We start from the raw sequence: 19,822 nt of genomic DNA, 5'->3' as shown, positions 1-19,822 counted from the left end.
CTCAACGGCCCACCTCCGCCGGCTGGTCGACCAGCGCGGCCCACCGGTCCAGGTAGTCCGGCAGCGTCTTGCTGACCGCGCCCGGGTCGGTGACCTCGATGCCATCGACCGCCAGGCCCAGCACCGCCGCCGCGTGCACCATGCGGTGGTCGGCGTAGGAGTCCAGCTGCGCGGCCCGGCCGGGGCCCGGGATGATCACCAGGCCGCCGGGCAGCTGCTCGACCCGGGCGCCGACGGCGGTCAGCACCTCGTCCAGGGCCTGCAGCCGGTCGGTCTCGTGCCCTCTCAGGTGCGCGATGCCGGTCAGCCGGGACGGCCCGTCGGCCAGCGCGCACAGCGCCGCGAGCACCGGGGTCAGCTCGCCGACGGCGCCCAGGTCGGCCTCCAGCGGCGCGATCCGGCCGCCCCCGGTGACCTGCAGCCCGGCCGGGGTCGCCCGCACCTCGGCGCCCATCGCGGTGAGGAGCCGGTCCAGCTGGGCGCCGGGCTGGGTGGTCTCGGCCGGCCAGTCGCGCACGGTGACCCGCCCGGCGGTGACCAGCGCCGCCGCGAGGAAGGGGGCGGCATTCGACAGGTCCGGCTCGACCACCCGGTCGACGGCGGCGATCGGCGAGGGGGAGACCCGCCACCCCCGCTCGGTCGCGGCGACGTCGACGCCGTGCTCGGCCAGCGTGCGCACGGTCATCTCCACGTGCGGCATCGAGGGCAGCGAGCCGGCGACCGTCAGGTCGATCCCGGCGTCGTAGCGGGCGGCGGCCAGCAGCAGCCCGGAGACCACCTGGCTGGACTCGCTGGCGTCGACGGTCACCGCACCGCCGCGGACCGCGCCGGTGCCGTGCACGGTGAACGGGGCCCGGCCCCGGCCGCCGTCGTCGATCCGGACGCCGAGGTCGCGCAGCCCGGCGATCAGCCCGGCGTTGGGGCGCTCGTGCAGCCGCGGGTCGCCGTCCAGCCGCACCGGACCGGTGGCCAGCGCGGCGACCGGCGGCAGGAAGCGCAGCACGGTGCCGGCCAGGCCGGCGTCGACGTCGGCGGGACCGCGCAGCTCGCCGGGGGTGACCAGCCAGTCGTCCCCGTCCTGCTCGATCCCGGTGCCCAGCGCGCGCAGCCCGGCGGCCATCAGGTCGGTGTCCCGGGCCCGCAGCGGGCGGACCAGCCGGCTGGGCCCGTCGGCCAGCGCGGCCAGCACCAGCGCGCGGGCGGTGAGCGACTTCGACCCGGGCAGCGCGACCACCGCGTCGACGGGGGCGGTGCGGTGCGGCGTCGTCCAGACCTCGGCCATGCCGCTCATCCTGCCCTGTCCCCGCCGGGGGGCCGGGGTGACGGCGCGCTGCGGCCGTCACCCCGGGGCCGGCGGGTCAGCCGGCCGCCGCCTCCACCGTCTCGCGCTTCGGGGTGCCGACGGTGCGCACCAGCCGCTGGTTGGCGAACTCGAACATGCCCAGCTCGGAGAGCTCGCGGCCGTAGCCGGAGCGCTTGACCCCGCCGAAGGGCAGCTCGGGGGAGGTGCCGGACGGGGAGTTGATCCACACCATCCCCGACTCGACCCGGTCGGCGACGGCCCGGGCGCGCTCGACGTCGGCGGAGAAGACCGAGGCGCTGAGCCCGAACTCGGTGTCGTTGGCCAGCTCGACCGCCTCGTCCTCGCTGGACACCCGGTACACGACCGCGGCGGGGCCGAAGAGCTCCTCGCGGTAGGCACGCATCTCCGGGGTCACGTCGGCCAGCAGCGTCGCGTTGACGTAGGCGCCCTCGCGGTCCGGCCGGCCGCCGCCGACGAGCACCGTCGCGCCCTTGTCGATCGCGTCCTGCACCTGGGCGGTGTAGTCCTGCGCGGCTCGCTCGGAGGACAGCGGGCCCAGCGTGGTGGCCGGGTCGGCCGGGTCGCCGGGCTGCAGCCCGCGGAACGCCTCGGTCAGCCCGGAGACGAACTCGTCGTAGACGTCGTCCATCACGATGAACCGCTTGGCGGCGATGCAGGCCTGGCCGGTGTTCAGCGTGCGCGACATGGTGGCCGCCTGCACCGTCTTCGAGACGTCGGGGGCGTCGAGGACGATGAACGGGTCGCTGCCGCCGAGCTCGAGCACCGACTTCTTCAGGTGCTTGCCGGCCAGCGAGGCCACGCTGCTGCCGGCGCGGGCGCTGCCGGTCAGCGTCACGCCCTGCACGTGCGGGTGGGCGATCACCTGCTCGACGTCGGAGATGCGCAGGAACAGGTTGGTGTAGACGCCCTCGGGGACTCCCGCGTCGCGGAAGAGCTGCTCGATGGCCAGCGCCGTCAGCGGGTTGTTCTCCGCGTGCTTGAGCAGCACCACGTTGCCGAGCACCAGGTTGGGGGCGACCACCCGGGCCACCTGGTAGAGCGGGAAGTTCCACGGCTCGATCGCGAGCAGTACGCCGACCGGCTCGTTGACGACGACCGCTTCGCCCTCCATCACGTCGATCGGCTTCGGCTCGAGGAAGCCCGGGCCCTTCTGCGCGTACCAGTCGAAGATCATCGAGACGAGCATCGCCTCGCCGGTCGCCTCCTGGATGCGCTTGCCCATCTCCTTGGTGATCAGCGCGCCGAGGTCGTCCCGGCGCTCGCGCATCAGCTCGCCGATGCGGCCGACGACCGCGGCGCGCTCGGCGACCGGGCGGCGGCGCCACTCGGCGAAGGCGGCGTGCGCCCGCTCGACGACGCCGTCGACCTCGGCGGTGTCCAGGAAGGGGAACTCCTGCTCGGTGCGTCCGGTGGCCGGGTCGATCGTCGCGTACGGGCGGTCGCCGGCGTCGCCGGCGGTCTTCGGGTGGTCGGTCGGTGGAGCCTGGGTCGTCACGTCGTCGTGCCTCCATCGCTCGGGTCGGCTGTCTGGGTCGGCGCTGTGCCCCTCCGTCCTACCGCTGTGCGGCCCGGATCACACGGGCGGCGGCGCGGGACGGAAGACCCACCTAGGGTGGCTGCTGGTCGCCGGCCCACCGGTGCCCGGGGAGGAGTCGCCATGTGTGGTCGCTACGCCGCCAGCCGCCGTCCCGAGGACCTGGTGGTCGAGTTCGAGGCGGTCGCCGCCGAGGGGCAGCCCGCGCTGCCGGCGGACCACAACGTCGCGCCGACCAAGGACGTGTACGTCGTCCGGCACACGAAGGAGCGGGACGCCGAGGGGGCGCTGACCGGCGGCGGGCACCGCGAGCTGCGGGCCGTGCGCTGGGGCCTGGTGCCCTCCTGGGCCAAGGACGTCGCGATCGGCAACCGGATGCTCAACGCCCGGGTGGAGTCGCTGACCGAGAAGCCGGCGTTCCGCACCGCCGCGGCGAGCCGCCGCTGCCTGGTGCCCGCCGACGGCTGGTACGAGTGGGCGCCGCGCACCGACCGGCCGGGCAAGCAGCCGTACTACGTCACCCCAGAGGACGGCGCCGGTCTCGCCTTCGCCGGGCTGTGGGAGGTCTGGGGGCGCGGCGACGACCGGCTCTACACCTGCACGGTGGTGACGGCGCCGGCCGTCGGGGCGCTGGCCGAGGTGCACCCGCGGATGCCGCTGGTGCTGCCCCGCGAGCGCTGGGCGGGCTGGCTGGACCCGGCGGTGCAGGACGTCACCGAGGTGGCCGAGCCGACCCCGCCGGAGCTCGTCGAGCGGCTGGAGATCCGCCCGGTGGGCCCGGCCGTGGGCAACGTGGCCAACAACGGCCCGCAGCTCACCGCCCGCGTGGAGACGGTCGCCGAGCCGGCCGACCAGCCCGCCCTGTTCTGATCGTCCGTCCCTGATGCCCGAGGTGAGCCCGCTGGACCCCGACCCGACCACCGTTGCGGGCAGACCGCAGACGTCGGCACCCGAGTCGCGGGCGTTGCCCGACTGGATCGCCGCCGGCGTCACCTTCCTGTCCTCCGGGGCGGTGCTCGTGCTGGAGATCGTCGGTCTCCGGCTGATCGCGCCCTACGTCGGCGTCACCCTCCAGACCAGCACCGCGGTCATCGGCTTCGCGCTGGCCGCGATCGCGGTGGGCGCCTGGGCCGGCGGTGCGGCCGCCGACCGCACCGACCCGCGCCGGCTGATCGCGCCGCTGATGGTCGCCGGGGGCGCCCTGGTGGTCGCCGTGCTGCCGCTGGTCCGGTTCGCCGGTGAGCTGCTCACCGGCGCCGCCGCGGGCAACGTGCTGCTGCTGGCCGCGGTGGCCGTGGTCGTGCCGGCCGCGCTGCTGTCCGCCGTCCCGCCGATGGTGGTGGCGCTGCAGCTGGGCAACCTGGCGCAGACCGGCTCGGTGGTCGGGCGGCTGTCGGGCATCGGCACCATCGGCGGCATCGTGGCCACCTTCGCCACCGGCTTCCTGCTGATCGCGGTGCTGCCCAGCAGCGTGATCCTGGTGGGCACCGGGCTGCTCGTCGTCCTCGTCGGCGTGGCCCTGGCCGTGCTGCTGCGCCGCCGGACCCCGGGGGTGACCGGCCGGCTCCCGGTCGGGCTGCTCGTGCTGGCCCTCGCGGCTCCGTTGCTCGCCGCGGTCGCCCCCACCCCGTGCGGGCGGGAGACCGCCTACCACTGCGCCCGGGTCACCACCGATCCGGGACGGCCGACCGGGCGGGTGCTGCAGCTGGACACGCTGCGCCACTCCTACGTCGACCTGGCCGACCCCACGTACCTGGAGTTCGAGTACGTGCAGGCGATCGCCGCGGTCACCGACGCGCTGGCGCCGGCGGGGGAGCCGCTGTCCGCCCTGCACGTCGGCGGCGGCGGGCTCACGCTGCCCCGCTACCTCGCCGAGGTCCGGCCGGGCACGGTCAGCCGGGTGCTGGAGGTCGACCCGGGGGTGGTCGCCATCGACGAGGAGGAGCTCGGGCTGGAGCGGTCCGCGCAGCTGCAGGTGCGGGTCGGTGACGGCCGGGTCGGGCTGGGGGAGGAGCCGGCCGGGCAGCGCGACCTGGTCGTGGGCGACGCCTTCGGCGGTCTCTCGGTGCCCTGGCAGCTGACCACGGTGGAGGCGCTGCGCCTGGTCGACGACGCCCTGGCCGAGGACGGCGTCTACGCGGTCAACCTCATCGACCACCCGCCGCTGGGGTTCGTCCGGGCGGAGCTCGCCACCCTGCGGGAGGTGTTCGACCACGTCGCGCTGCTGGCCCGGGCCCCGGTGCTGGCCGGTGAGGACGGCGGCAACGTGGTCGCGGTGGCCTCGCAGCAGCCGCTGCCGGTCGAGGGCATTGCCGCGGCCCTGGAGGAGCGGCAACTGGCCTGGCAGGTGGCGACGGGGAAGGAGCTCGACCGGTTCGTCGGCGACGCCGGCGTGCTGACCGACGACTTCGCGCCGGTCGACCAGCTGCTCACCCCGTACGCGACCACCGCCCGCTGAGCGCGCCGGCCCAACACGCCGCATGTTGTTAGGGCTCTGCCTAAACACGTTCTAGGCTCAGATCGAAACGCTATCGACACGCAATGAGGGATGGTTCGTGGCGCCGTCAGGACTGCAAGCTGAGATCGAATCCGGTCGTCAGACCATCCGAGCCGAGTCGTACGCGATGTCGATCGGGGAACTCGTCAATCTATACCGACAGTCTGAGCTGATCATTCGTCCAGAGTTTCAGCGTCTCTTTCGCTGGGGGATCGATCAGAAGTCGCGGCTAATCGAGAGCCTTCTTCTGGGAATCCCTTTGCCTTCGATCTTTGTGATGCAGCGAGAGGATGGCGTGTGGGAGGTTATCGACGGACTCCAGCGGCTGAGCACTATTCTTGAGTTCATGGGTGAGTTGCGCGACGAGGCTAAGTCGGAGACTTTGCCGGCCAGTGCTCTGGTGAGCACCGCGTACTTGCCGTCGTTGCAAGGTCTCGTTTACGGAGCTGATGATGGGCCTACTGGACCTTCGACCCTGACACCTGGGCAGCGACTCTCCTTGAAACGAGCGAAAATTGACGTCAAGATCCTTCTGCCGGAGAGTGACGACAAGAGCAAGTATGAGCTATTCGACCGACTAAATGCTGGCGGGAGCGTGGCCACTTCTCAGGAAATTCGTAACGCTCAGCTAATCATGCGCGATGCGTCGATGTTCGAGTGGATCGAGGCGCTTCGAATCAATCCTGACTTCCAGGCTACGCTTGCGATCAGTGATCGACTTTACGATGAGGGGTACGACGCAGAACTGGTCTGTCGTTATCTGGTCCTCGCGAACTCGATAGAGAGCGAGTGGCGAAACATGCGAAGCATGGATGACTTTCTCTCGGAGAAGCTCTTTGAGTTCACGTTCGACTCGAACTTTGACCGGGCGACGCAAGCGAGCACGTTCGGGGCGATTTTCAGTCTCTTGAACAAGTCGCTGGCGGATGAGAGCTTCAGGCGCTATGACGCAGCGCGAGACCGCTTTCTGGGCGGATTTTCGGTCTCGGCTTTCGAATCTATTACGGTCGGCCTGTCGAAGTCGGTCGATGTCTGGCAGGCGCGCGTAGCGGAGGACCCTCAAACACTGGTCAACCGGGTGTGCGAGCTTTGGGAAAGTGACGAGTTTCGAACTGGGTCGGGGAGCGGCATACGCGCGTCGACTCGAGTCACGAAGACCCTTCCGTTCGCTTCGAGCTTCTTCGCGTCCTGAGTGAGTCGTGAAAATTCAAACCTCAGAGTTGCTCTTTGAGCGCATCGCGGACGACCTCGCGTGGCGCAAGAAGGAGATTGCAGTCTTCTCTGCCGAAGTTCGGCGAAGCAACCCGGATGTGCAGCGCGCTCTTCTTCGTGCATCAGTCGCGATGCTCTATGCACACTGGGAGGGATTCGTAAAAAACTCGTGTCACTGGTATCTGTGCTTTTTGGCATCCCAGCGACTTACCACCCAAAAGGTGCGTCCAGAGATTGCCGCTTTAGCGATTCGTGGGCGGCTTCTCGGGCTCGAGCAGTCGCGCAGGATTCAGGGGCACGTTGATGTCGTGCGAATGATTCGCGAGGAGGCGACTGCGCGCATCTTGATCCCTACTTCGCGCGACGATGTTAGAACGGAATCGAATCTGTCCTACCGGGTACTGATGGACGTGCTGACGAGCATTGGCTGCCCCACCGACATGTATGACGAATTCCAAGATCTGATCGACGAGAACCTGGTCGCTTCGCGCAATAGGGTTGCTCATGGCGAATTCACGGCCATTGCAGAGACTGAATGGAGCGAGCTCAAGGATCGGGTCGTCTCGCTGATGGATTCTGTAGCTAATCAGGTCATCGATGCCGCGGCCAATCAGACCTATCTCGCCTGGCGCGCGTAAATCGCTGGTCTAGATGCGAGGGCCTAGGCCGGCGACTGGGGGGGCGAAGGCATGTTGTGACACTTGATAACCGAGCAGTTACCGCGCGATCGGCGCGGTCCGCGCGCGGGTGAGCCGCACCAGGTCCGCGGGCGCGAGCTCCACCTGCAGCCCGCGCCGGCCGGCGCTCACCAGCACCGTCGTGAAGCCCAGCGCCGAGTCGTCGACCACGGTGGGCAGCGCCTTGCGCTGGCCCAGCGGGCTGATCCCGCCCCGCACGTAGCCGGTGGCGCGCTCGGCGTCGGCGGGGTCGGCCATCGCGGCCTTCCGGCCCCCGGCGGCGGCGGCCAGCGCCTTGAGGTCCAGGTGCCCGCTGACCGGCACGACGGCGACGGTCAGCGCTCCGTCAACCCGGGTCACCAGGGTCTTGAACACCTGGGCCGGGTCGGCGCCCAGCGCGGCCACCGCCACCTCGCCGTACCCGTGCCCGTCCCCGCCGTCGGCCGGGTCGTACTCGTGCAGGGAGTACCGCGCCCGCGCCTGGTCCAGGGTCCGCACCGCCGGGGTCGCCGCCACGGCCGGTGAGCCTAGGTGCACCGAGCACGGCCGTCGGGGGCGGACGGCACGACGCGTCCCGGGGTCCCCCGGTCGTGGGAATCCCCTCGGGAGGCGCACGGTTGGACCCCTCGTGAGCAGCACAGCCCCGGGTGCGGCGGCGCGGACCGCGCGCAGCGCCGCCCCGTCCCGTCGTCCCCCCGGCCGTCCCGACCGGTCCCGGCTAGGATCGTCCGACGTGGTGCCCCGTTCCCGGGCGCCGCAGAGAGGACGGTCGGTGCCCGAGGAGCCCACGGTCGAGAACCCCGTCGTCGAGGCGGACGCGGCTGCAGCGCAGCCGGACCAGCGCGAGGAGACGCCGGAGGCCCGCGCCGACGGCAGTCGGAGCGAGCTCGCCGAGTCGCGGGCGCAGCGTGACGCCCGGTTCGAGCGCGACGCCCTGCCCTACCTGGACCAGCTCTACCCGGCGGCCCTGCGGATGACCCGCAACCCGGCCGACGCCGAGGACCTGGTGCAGGAGACGTTCGTCAAGGCCTACTCCGCGTTCCACCAGTTCGCCGAGGGCACGAACCTCAAGGCCTGGCTGTACCGGATCCTGACGAACACCTACATCAACAGCTACCGCAAGAAGCAGCGGCAGCCGCAGCAGTACCCCACCGAGCAGGTGCAGGACTGGCAGCTCTACGCCGCGGAGGAGCACACCTCCAGCGGTCTGCGCTCGGCGGAGATCGAGGCGCTGGACCACCTGCCCGACTCCGACATCAAGGACGCCCTCCAGCAGCTGCCGGAGGACTTCCGGCTGGCGGTCTACCTCGCCGACGTCGAGGGGTTCGCCTACAAGGAGATCGCCGAGATCATGGGCACGCCCATCGGCACGGTGATGTCCCGCCTGCACCGCGGTCGCCGCGGTCTGCAGAAGCTGCTGGCCGACTACGCCCGCGACCGCGGCTTCGTCCGCGCGGGGGCCACGGAGGAGGCGACCCGCTCATGAGCACCGGCGCTCACGACGGAACGCGCGCGACCGAGGGTGGGCACGGCGCCCACGACGACGTCGACATCACCTCGTGCGACGACGTCCTCTCGCACGTGTTCGAGTTCCTCGACCACGAGACGGACGACGCCCGCCGATCGGTGATCGCCGAGCACCTCGAGGACTGTTCGCCCTGCCTGCGGCAGTTCGGCATCGAGCAGGAGTTCAAGGCGCTGGTGCGGCGCCGCTGCGGGGGCGACGCGCCGCCGCCCGGGCTGCGTGACCGGATCAAGGTGCAGCTGACCACCGTCTCCTTCGAGGAGGACGGCACCCAGGTCCGCATCGAGCGGTCCAGCGTGGAGACCTACACCGAGCAGCTGCCGGGGGAGCGCCCCTCCGCCTGAGCGGGAGGGGCGCCCCCGGTCGCCGTGGATCTGGCGCCGTCGATCAGGCGTTGGGGCGCTTGCCGTGGTTGGCGCCGCTCTTCTTGCGGGCGCGCCGCTTGCGTCCACGCTTGGACATCGCTGCCTCCTCACTCTGGTCGGGTTCCCGCCGGTGGTGCCCCGGCGGGCGGGTGATGTCGACCGGTGCAGCGTGCGAGGAGCACCTGGACCGGCCAAGCTGACCCGACGAGGATCTCACGCGCCCGGCTGCTGCCGTGCGGCGGTGCGCGGTCCACCCGGGCACCTGTCAGGCTCGGGGGCGAGTGGTGGGGACCAACTGGTGGGGACCAACTGGTGGGGACGAGGCCGGCCTCAGGCCGGGGAGGGGGACGGGGTGGCCCAGACGGCGGTGGAGAGCGTGCTGGTCGCCGGCCGTGGCCCGGCGGCGTGCGCGGTGATCGCGGCCTGCACGCAGCTGGGTGTCAAGGCGGTCGCGGTGTGCTCCGAGGCCGAGCAGGACGCCCGGCACGTCCGGATGGCCGACGAGTCGGTGCTGCTGGGTCCCGCACCCGCTGCCGAGTCCTACCTCGACGTGCGCCGCCTGGTCGAGGCCGCGCGCCGGACCCGCGTGCACGCCGTGCTGCCGGTGCCGTCCGCGCTCGCCGGGAACGCCCGGCTGGCCGCCGCGGTGGCCGAGGCGGGGCTGACCTGGATCGGGCCGCACGCGGAGGTGCTCGAACGGCTGGGGGGCGACGGGGTCGAGCCGGCCAGTGGGCGCGGGTTCCTGGCCTGGGTCACCAAAGACGCCCTGCGGTACGTGACCCCGGTGGTGCGCGACCCGGCCGGGGGCACGCTGCGGGTCAGCTGGACCCCCGCGGAAGGGGTCGGCCCGCTCCCGGCCGCGGCCCGCCGCCTGCCCGAGCTGGGGTGGCGGGGCCTGGTCACGGTGGGCATCGACCCGGACGGCGAGCTGGCCGAGGTCGCCGCCGGGTTCTCCCTGGACATGGCCGTGCTGGAACGGTCGCACGGCGTGGACGCCGTCGAGCTCTCGCTGCGCAGCGCCGTCGACGACGCCCCCGACGACGACGGGACGGCCCCGGGTCGCCCGGCGGTGGCCGTCCAGCTGCGCGCCACCCTGGCGCCGGGGGTCGCCGGACGGGTGACCGGGCGCCTCCCGGACCTCCCGCCCGGCAGCGTGCAGGGCACCGACCGCGAGGTGGTCGCCGTCCGCGGCTACGACCCCGGGGACCGCCTGGACGGCTGGTACGACGCGTTGCTGGCGACGGTCAGCGCGTCGGCCCCGGACGTCGCCGCGGCGGCGCGCGCGGCCACCGACGTGCTGACCGGGCTGCCCGAGACCGGGGTGCCGCACGACGCAGCCGAGGCCTGCCGGGTGCTGCACCGGATCGCGGGTCCGCTGGTGGCCGACCGCCGCTGACCACCCGGCGTGCTTTCATGGTCGTCCCCGCCGGGCGGCGGGGACGACGACTGAGGAGGCGCGCCGGTGGCGGTCGAGGAGATCCACGCCGAGATGGTCTCCAGCGTCTGGAAGGTCCTGGTGGCCCCCGGCGCCCAGGTGGCGGCCGGGGACACGCTGGTGATCCTGGAGTCGATGAAGATGGAGATCCCGGTGCTCACCGAGCGGGCCGGCGTCGTCGGTGAGCTGCACGTGGTGGAGGGCGAGGTGCTCCAGGAGGGCGACCTCATCGCCACCGTCGTCCCCGGCTGAGGTCAGAGCTCGCGCGCGTACACCCGGAGGTCGATGCCCGGGACCGGGCTCCAGTCGCGCTCGGGTAGCCGGGTGAACCCCAGCCGCTCGTAGATCCGGTGCGCCGTCGTCATCTCCGGGCTGGTGGAGAGCAGCATCCGGCGCTTGCCGGCCGCCCGGGCGCGGTCCAGGCAGGCCTGCACGAGGGCCTCGCCGAGCCCCTGCCCGCGCGCGGCGGGGTCGACCACCAACATCCGGAAGGCCGCCTCGTCGTCGGCCTCGGTGACCTGGCCGAAGTCGTCGGTGAGCGCCAGCGCGACGCTGCCCACCACCCGGCCGTCACCGTCCCGGGCGACGAGCAGCTCGGCCCGGTCGGCCCGGCCGGCGACGTCGGCGAGCTGCTGGGCGTAGTCCGGCGAGGCGAACCCCTCGGCGGTGTAGACGCCGGCGGTCAGCCGGCCGATCCGGTCGTGCTCGTCGGCGCGGGCGGGGCCGATGTCGACGGTGGCGCCGCGGATCGGGGTGGAGGGGGTCACCAGCGCAGGGTAGTGAAAGGACCCTGCCCCGCTCCTCCCTCGCAGGCTCGGGTGAGCCTCCGGACAGGGCCTCTAAGCTCCTCCCGATGAGCAGCCTGTCCGAACGCCTGACCCGGAGCTCCGCGGCGAGCCCGTCCCAGGTCGACCACGCCCGCCGGCTGGTCGCCGACTGGCAGCTGCTCGCCGACCTGGCCTTCGCCGACCTCACCCTGTGGGTGCCGTTGCAGGACGGCGCGTGGTGGTGCGTGGCCCAGGTGCGCCCGCTGACCGCGCCGACCAGCCAACCCGACGACCTGATCGGGACCGAGCTCAGCGGCGACGACGCCGCCCAGCTGGTGCAGGCGCACACCGAGGGGCGCCCGGTCACCGAGGGGGAGCCGGACTGGACCGGGACGGCTCCGCGCCGGCGCGAGGTCATCCCCGTCCGGCACGACGGCGTGGTGGTCGCGGTGCTGGCCAAGGACACGAACCTCGCGGCCACCCGGGCGCCGTCCACGCTCGAGCTGACCTACCTCGACATCGCCGCCGACCTATCGCTCATGGTGGCCGCCGGCACCTTCCCGCCGCGGATGCTCGACGACGCCGAGATGAGCCCGCGGGTCGGCGACGGGCTGGTCCGGCTGGACTCCGCCGGCCGTGCCGTCTACGCCAGCCCCAACGCGCTGTCGGCCTACCGGCGGATGGGGGTCATGGGCGACGTCGTCGGTGCGGACCTCGCCGAGGTCACCCGCGGCGTCTCGGCCGACCGGGTGGCCGGGGAGGCGGTCGCGGCGAGCATCGCGGCCTCCGTGGCCGGCCGGTTCCCCGACCCGATGGACGTGGAGAACGACGCGGCGACCATGCTGGTCCGGGCGCTGCCGTTGCAGGCGCCCGGGGCCGAGGAGGGCGCGCTGGTGCTGGTCCGGGACGTCACCGACGTCCGCCGGCGGGACCGCGCGCTGATGACCAAGGACGCCACCATCCGGGAGATCCACCACCGGGTGAAGAACAACCTGCAGACCGTGGCGGCGCTGCTCCGGTTGCAGGCCCGCCGGATGACCGAGCCGGCCGCCCGCGCCGCGCTGCAGGAGTCGGTGCGCCGGGTCGCGTCGATCGCGGTGGTGCACGAGACGCTGGCCGGCAGCCGGGAGGACGTGGTCGACGTCGACGACGTGCTGGACCAGGTGCTGCCGATGCTCGGGGACGTCACCTCGGTGGGGCCGGCGGCGCGGTTCACCCGGGACGGCCGGTTCGGGGAGCTGCCCGCGGCCGCCGCGACGCCGCTGGTGATGGCGGTGACCGAACTGCTGCACAACGCCGCGCACCACGCGTTCGAGGACGGCTCGCCCGGCACGATCGTGCTGCACGCGCGCCGGGAGGGCGCCGACCTGGAGGTCCGGGTGCACGACGACGGGCGGGGGCTGCCCCCGGACTTCGACCCGGCGGCGAGCACCGGCCTGGGCCTGCAGATCGTCCGCACGCTGGTCACCAGCGAGCTGCACGGCACGCTGGAGATGGGGCCGCCGGCCGGCGGTGGACCGGGCACGGAGGCCGTGCTCACCCTGCCCGGAGCGGGCCGTCCGCGGCGGTGACGCAGCGAGGGCCGTCCCGGATCACGGAACGGCCCTCGCTGTGTGCTCCGTCCAGCGGCTCACCCCCGGGTGTGCGGGGTGAGGGGACGGGTCGTTCGACTAGGCGGTGCGTACCCGGGTGCGGGCGGTGCGTCGCTTGAGGGCGCGGCGCTCGTCCTCGGACAGGCCGCCCCAGACGCCGGAGTCCTGGCCGGAGCTGAGTGCCCACTCCAGGCACGACTCCACGACCGGGCAGCGACGGCACACAGCCTTGGCCTGCTCGATCTGGACGACCGCAGGGCCCGTCGTCCCGATCGGGAAGAAGAGCTCCGGGTCCTCGTCCCGGCAGAGCGCGCGGTGGCGCCAGTCCATGGCTGTGTACTCCTCGATCTCGGCTGAGTGCTGTCGGTGGGCAGTCGGCCGCCGGCTCTGATGACCGCCCCCGCAGATCAACGCGCCGGAGGCCCGGCGTCGTGAACGGCGACCGCCTGCCTTGTTACCGGCAGGTTGCTTGCTTGTGATGCTTTCACGAGACGCCGGGCTGTCAAGCAGACTCCCGCTTGTTCACCGGTGCTCGTGAGGAAGCTCACCACGGGTGTGCGGGCCTCGCCACTCGGGTCCGGGTCGGACGCCGTCCGCGCATCCCCCGGCGGGGTGGGCGGGCGCCGCGCGCACGGGGCGACGACCCCTACACGACCACCCGGAGCGCGTCGGGCACCGAGCGCACCCGCAAGCCGGTCGTGGTGCCGAGGTGGTCGCCGTCGAGCTGCCACCCCTGCGGGCGCGTGGCGGTGAGCGTGAGCTCGGTCAGGTCGTGCCAGCGGTGGATGCCCCGGCCCCGGGCGTCCGGCTCGGCGGCCATCACCTGGCGGACGTGGTGCAGCATGCGCACCACGCCGACCCGGCCCATCGCGAACACGTCCAGCCCGGTGTCGAAGGACGCCTGGGGGCTCGGGTCGATCGGCCGGGAGCCCAGGTAGGTCCACGGGCTCACGTTGGACAGCAGCGCGAGGAACAGCCCGTCGACGGGCTGTTCCCCGGGCACGGTGAGCGTCATGGTCGGGCGGCGCCGGTCCTGGCCCCGCACGAAGGCGTCGAGGCCGGCCCGGACGTACAGCAGACCGCTGGACCGGCGTCCGCGTTCCCGCTGCGCCTCGACCCGGGAGATCACGTCGGCGTCGAACCCCATGCCGGCGGCGAAGGCGAACCAGCGTGGCTCGGTCCACTGCTCACCGGTCGCTCCGCCGTCGTCCGGCAGACGCGCCGACGCGGTCCCCAGCGACACCGTTCGGGTGCGCCCGGCGCGCAGCGAATCGAGGATCTCCCCGATCGCCTCGACGGGGTCGCGGGAACGCCCCAGCGCCCGGGAGAAGACGTTGGTCGAACCGCCGGGGACCACGGCGAGCGTGGGGACCCGGTCGCCCGGGCCGGCGGCGAGCAGGCCGTTGACCGCCTCGTTGACCGTGCCGTCGCCGCCGAGGGTGACCACGACGTCGACACCGTCGGTCGCCGCCTGCGCCGCGAGCTCCTGCCCGTGCCCTCGGTGGGCCGTCTCCGCGACCTCCACCTCGAGCTGGCTGGAGAGCGCCCGGACCAGGACGTCGCGCACCTTCCGGGTGGTGGTGGTCGCCGCCGGGTTCGCCACCAGCAGCGCACGCATGCGGTCAACATAGCCAGCGCCTCCGCGGCGCCTTCGGGCAACTCACCCGGCGGCCCCGGGCGTAGCCTCTGGGCCGTGTCAGGCGAGGAGTCGAACGCCGCCGGTCGCCGGCGGCCCCGGGCGGAGGGGCTGCTCGGCGGCGCCGCGCGGCCGGCGGCGCCGAAGCCGGTGCGCGAGCGCCCGCCGGCGCCCCGCGCGGTCCGCTGGGCGGCCCTGGTGGTCGCCGTCGAGGCGGCGGGGCTGATCGCGCTGGCGCTGCTGCTGCTCTTCCTGACGGTCGCCGGGGACCCGGACAGCGTGAGCCGGGCGCTGGCCGAGGTGGTCTACGTCGGACTGGGCGCCGGGCTGCTGTCGGCCGCGGCGGTCGGGCTGTGGCGGGTGTCCGGGTGGTCCAGGGGCCCGGTGATCGTGCTGCAGCTGCTGCTGGGGGTCATCGGGTACACCGCGGCCTTCCAGGCCGACCAGCCGCTGCTGGGGGTGCCGCTGCTGGCCCTGGTGGGGCTGGAGCTGTACCTGCTGGCCACGCCCGAGGCCCGGTTGGCGTTCCTCGACCGTTAGGCGCCGGTGCAGGGACCCGCCGCGAGCGTGCGAGCGGTGGGGGCACGGGGGGCCTTCGTCAGACGAGGTCGATGACCTCGGCGATCGAGGGGAGCACCCGACCCGGTCGGAACGGGAAGCGCGTCACGTCCGCCTCCTTCGTCGACCCGGTGAGCACCAGCACGGTGTCCAGCCCGGCCTCGATGCCGGCCACGACGTCGGTGTCCATCCGGTCGCCGACCATGGTCGTGGACTCCGAGTGGGCCTCGATGCGGTTCATCGCGCTGCGGAACATCATCGGGTTCGGCTTGCCGACGAAGTAGGGCTCGGCGCCGGTGGCCTTGGTGATCATCGCCGCGACCGATCCGGTGGCGGGCAGCGGTCCCTCCGGCGACGGCCCGGTCACGTCCGGGTTGGTGGCGATGAACCGCGCGCCGTCGCCGATCAGCCGGATGGCCCGGGTGATCGCCTCGAAGGAGTAGGTGCGGGTCTCGCCCAGCACCACGTAGTCCGGGTCGGTGTCGGTGAGCACGTAGCCCGCCTCGTACAGCGCGGTGGTCAGCCCCGCCTCGCCGATCACGTAGGCCGAGCCCCCGGGCAGCTGCGAGGAGAGGAAGTCCGCCGTCGCCAGGGCCGAGGTCCAGATGAACTCCTCCGGCACGGTCAGGCCGCTGCGGGAGAGCCGGGCCGAGAGGTCCCGCGGGGTGAAGATCGAGTTGTTGGTCAGCACCAGGAAACGGCGTTCCCGGTCCCGCAGCCGCTGCAGGAACTCCGCGGCGCCGGGCAGGGCGTTGCCCTCGTGCACCAGCACGCCGTCCATGTCGGTCAGCCAGCACAGGGACTCGCTGCGTTCGGTGGTCACGCCGTCCTCCTCGTCAGTCGGGGTGGTCACCGGCGGGCGGCGGCGAAGGAGTCCAGCGCCCCGCCGGTCAGCCGGTAGACCGTCCACTCGTCCATCGGCACGGCGCCGGCCGCTCTGTAGAACTCGATCGACGGCGCGTTCCAGTCCAGCACCGACCACTCCAGCCGGGCGTACCCGCGCGCCACGCAGACCTCGGCCAGCGTGCGCAGCAGCTCCCGGCCCAGGCCCGTGCCGCGGTGCTCGGGCCGGACGTAGAGGTCCTCCAGGTGGATGCCGTGGGTGCCGCGCCAGGTGGAGAAGGTGCGGAACCAGAGCGCGAACCCGGCGGTGCTGCCGTCCGCGGCGAGCGCGACGTGCCCGAACACCGCGGGCTGCTCCCCGAACAGGGCCCCGTGCAGCTGGCCGGGCGTCATCTGCGCCTCGTGCTCGGCCCGCTCGTAGGCGGCGAGCTCCCGGATCATCTCCAGCACGGCCGGGACGTCGTCGGGCTCCACCGGGCGCACGGTCACGACAGGACCTCCTTGACCCGGTCGGGCACCAGCCGCTCGAGCGGGGAGAGCAGCGGCATCACCAGCGGGGACAGCAGGTACCCGTAGGCCAGCACGCAGCCGGTCACCACCGGCACGGTGGAGAAGCCGACCACGACCACCACGGCGGCGGCCACCAGGCTGTAGGGCTTGCCGCTCTTGGGGCTGACCAGGGAGCGGAAGGACCGGTAGCGGACGTTGCTGATCATCAGCAGTCCGGGGACGACCAGCACCAGCAGGACCCAGAGCCGGTCGCGCCCCTGCATGGCGTCGGCGAAGGCGAAGACGCTGGCCAGCACGACGCCGGCCGCGCCGGGGCTGGGCAGCCCGGTGAAGTACCGCTTGTCCGCCGTCGGGTCGATCGTGGTGTTGAACCGGGCCAGCCGGATCGCGGCGCAGGCCACCCAGACGAAGCAGGCCAGCCAGCCCAGCGGGTCCCACTGGTCACGGCCGTCGGAGAACAGCGCGAAGACCACCAGCGACGGGGCCAGGCCGAAGGAGACCAGGTCGGCGAGCGAGTCGAACTGCAGGCCGAAGGGGGACACCGCTCCGACCAGCCGGGCGACCGCGCCGTCGGCGATGTCGAAGACCACCGACAGGCCGACCAGCAGGCAGGCGAGCCGGTACTCCCCGCGGAAGGAGACCAGGATGGCCGCGAAGCCGCACGCCATGTTGGCCAGGGTGAACAGGCTGGGCAGCCAGGCCCGGGCCCGCCGCCGCCCGCCGCGCATCGACCCGCGGACGAACTCGACCGTCGTCGTCCGTCTGCCGGACACCGGAGGCATCTCAGGCCGGCCGCGGCCAGCGTGCGATGACGGTCTCGCCGCCGCGCACCCGCTGCCCCGTGGAGACGGTGACCGTGCACTCGCGCGGCACGAAGACGTCCATCCGCGACCCGAACTTCATCAGCCCGATCCGTTCTCCGGTGGCCACCTGCTGTCCCTCCCGCACCCGGGTGACGATCCGCCGCGCGAGCACCCCGACGATCTGGCGGAACACCACGGTGCGGTCGCCGTCGGCGAGCCACAGCTCGCTGCGCTCGTTCCGGTGCGCGCTCTCCTTGCGGTACGCGGCCAGGAAGCTGCCCGGCCGGTAGCTGGCGGAGGTGACCCGGCCCCGGTAGGGCGACCGGTTGACGTGCACGTCGACGACGGAGAGGAAGACGCTGACCTGCTGCCAGTCGCCGTCGGGGGCTACCCCGGGCTGCGGCTCGCCGGCCACCATGACGACGCCGTCGGCGGGGGAGATGACCTCGTCGTCCGGCGGCGGCACCGTGTCGCAGGGCCGGTCCGGGTCGCGGAAGAACAGCGCCATGTAGCCGGTCAGGGCCAGGAGCGGCCACGCCGCCAGCCGGACCGGTCGGGACCCGGTGGCGCGGCCCAGGGTGGACAGCGCCGCCGCGGAGACCGACGGAACGGCGAGGAAGGGCCAGCCGGCCGGGTCGATGCGCATCGCGGACCGAGGTTACCGGGAGCCGGACGCGGCGCCCGCGGACGTGGCGCCGGGGGAGGGTGCGCCGGAGCCGGCCCCGCCGGAGGCGAGCCGCCTGCTGGCCCCGGCGTCGCTCTCCCGCGCCCGCGGGGGACCGCCGTACCAGTCGAGGCAGACCACGGAGGCGTCGTCCCGCAGGACCCCGCCGGTGGCGCGCAGGACCGCCTGCCCGAGCTCGTGCACCACCTCCCGGGGGTGCAGCGCCGACGTGGCGGCGAGCGTCGCCGCCACGTCCAGGGAGGCGGCATTGCGCTCCTGCATCCCGTCGGTGACGAAGACGACCCGGTCGCCGGGTTCGAGCGGGAAGTGCTGCAGTCGGTAGCCGGTGCCGGCCTGGATGCCGAAGGGCAGGTCGATGAGCAGCTCGACCTCCTCCACGCGGCCCTCGCGCAGCCGCAGGGGGAAGGGGTGCCCGGCGTTCACGATCTGCGCTCGGCGGCTGTGCAGGTCGACGCGCACCACCTGGCCGGTGACGAACCCGCCGGCCGCGGAGTGCGCCGCGACGGCGTCGTTGGCGTTGCGCGTCTGCGTACCCAGGTCCATCCCGCGGCGCCGCTCGTTGCGGAGGCTGCCGACCAGCAGCGTGGCCAGCAGGGCGGCGCCGACCTCGTGCCCCACCGCGTCGGTGATCGAGACCTGGAGGGAGTCCCGGTCCAGGGCGTAGTCGAACGTGTCCCCGCCCACGGTGGCCGCCGGCTCCAGCCAGCCGGCCAGGGTGAACTGGCCGGCCTCGCAGGTGAAGGCGCTGGGCAGCAGCCGGCGCTGGATCTCCGCCGCCAGCGAGAACGGCGTGGTGCGCTGGCCCCACTCGAAGAGGTCGGTGTGCCTGCGGTTGGCGACGACCACGTAGGCGAGTGCGTGCCCGGCCGCGGAGATGTCGGCCAGCTCCTGCTCGCCGGGCGGCTCGGGGAGCACCAGTTCCAGCAGGCCGATGGCGTCGCCGCGGTCGGTGACCGGGACGATCACGTGCACGCCCGCGTCGTCCCCGGCCTGCACGGCGGCCTGTTGGGTGCGCAGCACCTGCTCGTGCACCGTGCCCTCCAGCCGGAGGGTCTCCGCGTGCTCGGCGCCCTGGACGCGCGACCCGTCCGGCGCGCGGGTCGCCGTCCCGAGCCGGACCAGGGCGTGGCCGCTGAAGTCGGCGATCAGGAAGGACACCTCGGTCGCGCCGGAGAGGCTGGCCAGCTCGGCGGTGACGGCGGTGACGGCGTCGACCGGGGCGGCTGCCTCCACCCGCTCGAGCAACGGGCGCAGGTCGAAGTGGGGGCTCACGGGCTACCGGTCTCCTGGGTCGGCAGGGGGCTGCCACCCAGGACCGGAGGCAGGAACGGCACTGCCGGGTCGCCCGAGGGCGACCCGGCAGGTGACGTGGCGGAACGGCCCCCTCCCCGGGGCCCGCCACCGGTGGAGCGAGTGGCGGGGGAGGGAGGGGGTCCTTCCTCAGGCAGCTGCCTTGGTCTCCCAGAAGATCTTGTCGATCTCGGCGATGTAGTCGAGCAGCTTCTGACCCTCGGCCGGGTCCATGCTGCCCTTGCCGCCGGCGGCGCCGGCCTGCTTGGTGGCCTTGTTGAACAGCTCGTGCAGCTGCGGGTACTTCTCGAAGTGCGGGGGCTTGAAGTAGTCGGTCCAGAGCACCCACAGGTGGTGCTTGACCAGCTCGGCCCGCTGCTCCTTGATCAGGACGGCGCGGGTCCGGTAGACCGGGTCCTCGTTGCCCTGGTACTTCTCCTGGATGGCCTTGACCGACTCGGCCTCGATCCGGGCCTGGGCGGGGTCGTAGACGCCGCAGGGGAGGTCACAGTGCGCGGTGGCCTCCACGGCGGAGAACATGCGGAACAGACGCATGGGTGTGCCTCCGG

Annotated in this window: 23 protein-coding genes; 10 read left to right on the top strand and 13 right to left on the bottom strand. The window is 73.0% G+C overall.

What is annotated here, in order from left to right:
* Position 1: 1 nt before the first annotated feature.
* Positions 2-1,282, bottom strand: coding sequence for a 3-phosphoshikimate 1-carboxyvinyltransferase (gene aroA, locus JD78_RS12945; protein ID WP_153361576.1), 1,281 nt, complete (start codon positions 1,280-1,282; stop codon positions 2-4).
* Positions 1,283-1,358: 76 nt separating this feature from the next.
* Positions 1,359-2,819, bottom strand: coding sequence for an NAD-dependent succinate-semialdehyde dehydrogenase (locus JD78_RS12940; RefSeq protein ID WP_153361577.1), 1,461 nt, complete (start codon positions 2,817-2,819; stop codon positions 1,359-1,361).
* Between the two features lie 162 nt (positions 2,820-2,981).
* Between JD78_RS12940 and JD78_RS12935 the strand changes: the two genes are divergently transcribed.
* From JD78_RS12935 to JD78_RS12920, 4 genes are all read left to right on the top strand, one after another.
* A complete protein-coding gene (locus tag JD78_RS12935) occupies positions 2,982-3,728 on the top strand; it encodes an SOS response-associated peptidase (protein ID WP_153361578.1) in 747 nt (248 codons plus the stop codon).
* Between the two features lie 13 nt (positions 3,729-3,741).
* Positions 3,742-5,316, top strand: coding sequence for a fused MFS/spermidine synthase (locus JD78_RS12930; RefSeq protein WP_166521167.1), 1,575 nt, complete (start codon positions 3,742-3,744; stop codon positions 5,314-5,316).
* A 97-nt stretch (positions 5,317-5,413) separates the two neighbouring features.
* A complete protein-coding gene (locus JD78_RS12925; protein ID WP_153361579.1) occupies positions 5,414-6,547 on the top strand; it encodes a DUF262 domain-containing protein in 1,134 nt (377 codons plus the stop codon).
* Positions 6,548-6,554: 7 nt separating this feature from the next.
* Positions 6,555-7,205: an MAE_28990/MAE_18760 family HEPN-like nuclease gene (locus tag JD78_RS12920; RefSeq protein ID WP_153361580.1), complete on the top strand. Its 651-nt coding sequence runs from the start codon at positions 6,555-6,557 to the stop codon at positions 7,203-7,205.
* Between the two features lie 78 nt (positions 7,206-7,283).
* Here the strand turns inward: JD78_RS12920 and ybaK are convergent, their stop codons facing one another.
* Positions 7,284-7,760, bottom strand: a complete 477-nt coding sequence (ybaK, locus tag JD78_RS12915) for a Cys-tRNA(Pro) deacylase (protein WP_166521166.1) — start codon at positions 7,758-7,760, stop codon at positions 7,284-7,286.
* Positions 7,761-8,016: 256 nt separating this feature from the next.
* Here ybaK and JD78_RS12910 point away from each other — a divergent pair, with 256 nt between their 5' ends.
* On the top strand, positions 8,017-8,730 hold the full coding sequence (locus tag JD78_RS12910) for a sigma-70 family RNA polymerase sigma factor (protein ID WP_228395265.1): 714 nt from the start codon (positions 8,017-8,019) through the stop codon (positions 8,728-8,730).
* Positions 8,727-9,113 carry a mycothiol system anti-sigma-R factor gene (gene rsrA / locus JD78_RS12905; RefSeq protein ID WP_228395266.1) on the top strand — a complete coding sequence of 129 codons (387 nt, stop codon included), beginning with the start codon at positions 8,727-8,729 and terminating at the stop codon, positions 9,111-9,113. Before JD78_RS12910 ends, rsrA begins: the two co-directional genes overlap by 4 nt.
* Positions 9,114-9,156: 43 nt before the next feature.
* On the opposite strand, the gene JD78_RS22900 is transcribed toward rsrA, so the two are convergent.
* Entirely contained in the window at positions 9,157-9,231 is a 75-nt protein-coding gene (locus JD78_RS22900) for a 50S ribosomal protein bL37 (protein WP_014742531.1), read from the bottom strand.
* 255 nt (positions 9,232-9,486) lie between these two features.
* Here JD78_RS22900 and JD78_RS12900 point away from each other — a divergent pair, with 255 nt between their 5' ends.
* Both JD78_RS12900 and JD78_RS12895 read left to right on the top strand, forming a co-directional pair.
* Entirely contained in the window at positions 9,487-10,530 is a 1,044-nt protein-coding gene (locus JD78_RS12900) for a biotin carboxylase N-terminal domain-containing protein (RefSeq protein ID WP_153361364.1), read from the top strand.
* A 66-nt stretch (positions 10,531-10,596) separates the two neighbouring features.
* Positions 10,597-10,821: a biotin/lipoyl-binding carrier protein gene (locus tag JD78_RS12895; protein WP_153361365.1), complete on the top strand. Its 225-nt coding sequence runs from the start codon at positions 10,597-10,599 to the stop codon at positions 10,819-10,821.
* A 2-nt stretch (positions 10,822-10,823) separates the two neighbouring features.
* On the opposite strand, the gene JD78_RS12890 is transcribed toward JD78_RS12895, so the two are convergent.
* A complete protein-coding gene (locus JD78_RS12890; RefSeq protein WP_228395267.1) occupies positions 10,824-11,336 on the bottom strand; it encodes a GNAT family N-acetyltransferase in 513 nt (170 codons plus the stop codon).
* Between the two features lie 86 nt (positions 11,337-11,422).
* On the opposite strand from JD78_RS12890, the gene JD78_RS12885 reads away from it, so the two are divergent.
* Positions 11,423-12,907, top strand: coding sequence for a sensor histidine kinase (locus JD78_RS12885; protein ID WP_153361366.1), 1,485 nt, complete (start codon positions 11,423-11,425; stop codon positions 12,905-12,907).
* Between the two features lie 99 nt (positions 12,908-13,006).
* On the opposite strand, the gene JD78_RS12880 is transcribed toward JD78_RS12885, so the two are convergent.
* Together JD78_RS12880 and JD78_RS12875 are read right to left on the bottom strand one after the other, a co-directional pair.
* Positions 13,007-13,258 carry a WhiB family transcriptional regulator gene (locus JD78_RS12880; RefSeq protein ID WP_153361367.1) on the bottom strand — a complete coding sequence of 84 codons (252 nt, stop codon included), beginning with the start codon at positions 13,256-13,258 and terminating at the stop codon, positions 13,007-13,009.
* A gap of 316 nt (positions 13,259-13,574) precedes the next feature.
* On the bottom strand, positions 13,575-14,546 hold the full coding sequence (locus JD78_RS12875) for a diacylglycerol/lipid kinase family protein (protein WP_153361368.1): 972 nt from the start codon (positions 14,544-14,546) through the stop codon (positions 13,575-13,577).
* A gap of 75 nt (positions 14,547-14,621) precedes the next feature.
* Between JD78_RS12875 and JD78_RS12870 the strand changes: the two genes are divergently transcribed.
* Positions 14,622-15,104 carry a hypothetical protein gene (locus JD78_RS12870; protein ID WP_153361369.1) on the top strand — a complete coding sequence of 161 codons (483 nt, stop codon included), beginning with the start codon at positions 14,622-14,624 and terminating at the stop codon, positions 15,102-15,104.
* 58 nt (positions 15,105-15,162) lie between these two features.
* Here JD78_RS12870 and JD78_RS12865 read toward each other — a convergent pair whose 3' ends face one another.
* From JD78_RS12865 to sodN, 6 genes are all read right to left on the bottom strand, one after another.
* Positions 15,163-15,945 carry an HAD-IIA family hydrolase gene (locus tag JD78_RS12865; RefSeq protein WP_208104094.1) on the bottom strand — a complete coding sequence of 261 codons (783 nt, stop codon included), beginning with the start codon at positions 15,943-15,945 and terminating at the stop codon, positions 15,163-15,165.
* 26 nt (positions 15,946-15,971) lie between these two features.
* On the bottom strand, positions 15,972-16,454 hold the full coding sequence (locus tag JD78_RS12860) for a GNAT family N-acetyltransferase (RefSeq protein WP_208104093.1): 483 nt from the start codon (positions 16,452-16,454) through the stop codon (positions 15,972-15,974).
* Positions 16,451-17,257: a CDP-diacylglycerol--serine O-phosphatidyltransferase gene (pssA, locus tag JD78_RS12855; protein WP_153361370.1), complete on the bottom strand. Its 807-nt coding sequence runs from the start codon at positions 17,255-17,257 to the stop codon at positions 16,451-16,453. The genes JD78_RS12860 and pssA overlap by 4 nt, the downstream gene beginning before the upstream one ends.
* Position 17,258: 1 nt before the next feature.
* Positions 17,259-17,924, bottom strand: a complete 666-nt coding sequence (locus tag JD78_RS12850; RefSeq protein WP_153361371.1) for a phosphatidylserine decarboxylase — start codon at positions 17,922-17,924, stop codon at positions 17,259-17,261.
* A 12-nt stretch (positions 17,925-17,936) separates the two neighbouring features.
* A complete protein-coding gene (locus JD78_RS12845; RefSeq protein ID WP_153361372.1) occupies positions 17,937-19,235 on the bottom strand; it encodes a PP2C family protein-serine/threonine phosphatase in 1,299 nt (432 codons plus the stop codon).
* A gap of 168 nt (positions 19,236-19,403) precedes the next feature.
* A complete protein-coding gene (sodN, locus tag JD78_RS12840; protein WP_153361373.1) occupies positions 19,404-19,808 on the bottom strand; it encodes a superoxide dismutase, Ni in 405 nt (134 codons plus the stop codon).
* Between the last annotated feature and the right edge of the window lie 14 nt (positions 19,809-19,822).

Source organism: Modestobacter roseus, assembly GCF_007994135.1.
In the GTDB taxonomy this organism is placed as follows: domain Bacteria; phylum Actinomycetota; class Actinomycetes; order Mycobacteriales; family Geodermatophilaceae; genus Modestobacter; species Modestobacter roseus.
The sequence above is the reverse complement of the archived record's forward strand: the minus strand, read 5'-3'. Positions and strand labels throughout refer to the sequence as shown.

What these genes read in the sequence shown, in the direction of transcription:
- aroA (WP_153361576.1), bottom strand. Translation starts at nt 1,282, where the DNA reads ATGGCCGAGGTCTGGACGACGCCGCACCGCACCGCCCCCGTCGACGCG.
- JD78_RS12935 (WP_153361578.1), top strand. Translation starts at nt 2,982, where the DNA reads ATGTGTGGTCGCTACGCCGCCAGCCGCCGTCCCGAGGACCTGGTGGTC.
- JD78_RS12930 (WP_166521167.1), top strand. Translation starts at nt 3,742, where the DNA reads ATGCCCGAGGTGAGCCCGCTGGACCCCGACCCGACCACCGTTGCGGGC.
- rsrA (WP_228395266.1), top strand. Translation starts at nt 8,727, where the DNA reads ATGAGCACCGGCGCTCACGACGGAACGCGCGCGACCGAGGGTGGGCAC.
- JD78_RS12885 (WP_153361366.1), top strand. Translation starts at nt 11,423, where the DNA reads ATGAGCAGCCTGTCCGAACGCCTGACCCGGAGCTCCGCGGCGAGCCCG.
- JD78_RS12880 (WP_153361367.1), bottom strand. Translation starts at nt 13,258, where the DNA reads ATGGACTGGCGCCACCGCGCGCTCTGCCGGGACGAGGACCCGGAGCTC.
- JD78_RS12875 (WP_153361368.1), bottom strand. Translation starts at nt 14,546, where the DNA reads ATGCGTGCGCTGCTGGTGGCGAACCCGGCGGCGACCACCACCACCCGG.
- pssA (WP_153361370.1), bottom strand. Translation starts at nt 17,257, where the DNA reads ATGCCTCCGGTGTCCGGCAGACGGACGACGACGGTCGAGTTCGTCCGC.
- JD78_RS12850 (WP_153361371.1), bottom strand. Translation starts at nt 17,924, where the DNA reads ATGCGCATCGACCCGGCCGGCTGGCCCTTCCTCGCCGTTCCGTCGGTC.
- sodN (WP_153361373.1), bottom strand. Translation starts at nt 19,808, where the DNA reads ATGCGTCTGTTCCGCATGTTCTCCGCCGTGGAGGCCACCGCGCACTGT.